The organism is Piscirickettsia salmonis LF-89 = ATCC VR-1361 (assembly GCF_000297215.2).
Lineage (GTDB): Bacteria > Pseudomonadota > Gammaproteobacteria > Piscirickettsiales > Piscirickettsiaceae > Piscirickettsia > Piscirickettsia salmonis.
This window is the reverse complement of the sequence record NZ_AMFF02000059.1, coordinates 53688-55199: the sequence shown is the minus strand read 5'-3', so window position 1 is coordinate 55199 and position 1512 is coordinate 53688. Positions and strand designations below refer to the sequence as shown.

General features: G+C 37.0%; 1 protein-coding gene. It reads right to left on the bottom strand.

From position 1 onward, the window contains the following. On the bottom strand, window positions 1–1474 hold a 1474-nt coding region (locus tag C200_RS06430), incomplete at its 3' end, for a hypothetical protein (RefSeq protein ID WP_033923711.1). Window positions 1475–1512 lie beyond the last annotated feature (38 nt).

Below are 1512 nucleotides of genomic sequence, written 5' to 3'. Positions count from 1 at the left end.
TCAGTGCGTAAGGTGAGTTAGCAATCATGCCCACAAGGCTAATATGACTGAGAAAATTTGTTATAACTTTTAAAATTTTTCTGGATAAACTATCGTCTAATATTTGTGTGCACTCTTTTTGCACTGAGTGCAGAGTTTCTTTGAATGTTTCACGATTAGTCTTATCTAAGACTTTGCTGGTAAAGCATGTGAAAGCTTTAACAGCGTAGGAATCAATAGCAGTTTGCCTATTTTCTGTTTTATTTATTGTTAGCTCTTTTAAGCTTATTATTTTTTCTTGAAACTTATTTCTTATGCTTGTTTGTTCTGTGGTTGTAATTTTGCACCAGTCATCACGAGAGAAGTGCTCTGTTGCTGCGATAGTGTTGATTGCTTGTTGGAGTAGAAAGTCACTTTTAATTTTTCGCCAGTCATCATAAAGAAAGTGACCCGTTGCCGCGATGTTGTTGACTGCTTGTTGGAGAGTTTTAGAGTTTTGTACTGTATACCAATCATCATGAGAAGAAATGCCAGCTGTAGTGATATGATGAATTGCCGTTTGGAGCTGTTGTGAATTATCTTTAGTTTCGTCCTTAATCTCATGAGGAGCACGGCCTGCTGCTGTTTGAAATTGTGTGTCACTTTTAATTTTGTTCCAGTTATCACGAGAAAAGCGACTAGTTGTAGCGATGTGATTGACTGCTATTTGGAGAGCTTCAGAGTTTCGAATTTTGTACCAATCATCACGAGAAAGGTGGCCGGTTGCTGAAATGTGATTGATTGCTGCTTGAAGTTGTGGTTTATTTTTAATTTTGTCCCAATAGCCACGACTAAAGCTCTCTATTGCTGCAATATTGTTGACTGCTGTTTGGAGCTGTGGAGCATCTATAATTTTATTCCAATCATCGAGATAAAAACTGCCAGTCGCAGCGATGTGATTAATTGCTGTCTGAAGTTTTGGGTTGTCTTTAATTGTTAGCCAGTGACTCTGAGAAAATTTGTCAATTGCAGCAACGTTATTGATTGCTTTTTGAAGGGCTGTAGCGCTTCGAATATGGCGCCAAAGATCGCGAGAAAAGTGATTTATTGCAGCGGTATGGTTGATCGCTGTCTGAAGTTGTACATTATCTTTAATTTTAAGCCAATCTTTAGCGTGGAAGCTGCCGGTTATAGTAATATTATTGATTGCTGTTTGGAGTACTTCGTTATACTCTCTGCGCATTATTCTATGTTTATTCTTATCCCAGTATTCTCTGTTATCACTTAAAATACCACTTAAACTTAGAGCCTCATTAAATGAGTAAAATATGACTTTTTGTGTTCCATAAGCTTCACAAAATTTTTGAGCTAGGTATGACTCTAGCAGAGCTTCTTGTGCAGCTGAATATTTTTGGGGATATCTACCAGATAATCTGATAACTTCTAAACTATCTGAACGTTGGTAAACATAACCTGCATAAAATATTGCTTCTTCACTCACCTTACGCACTGACATGATAAACAATGTATAATGAAATCTGATAGATTACAGGG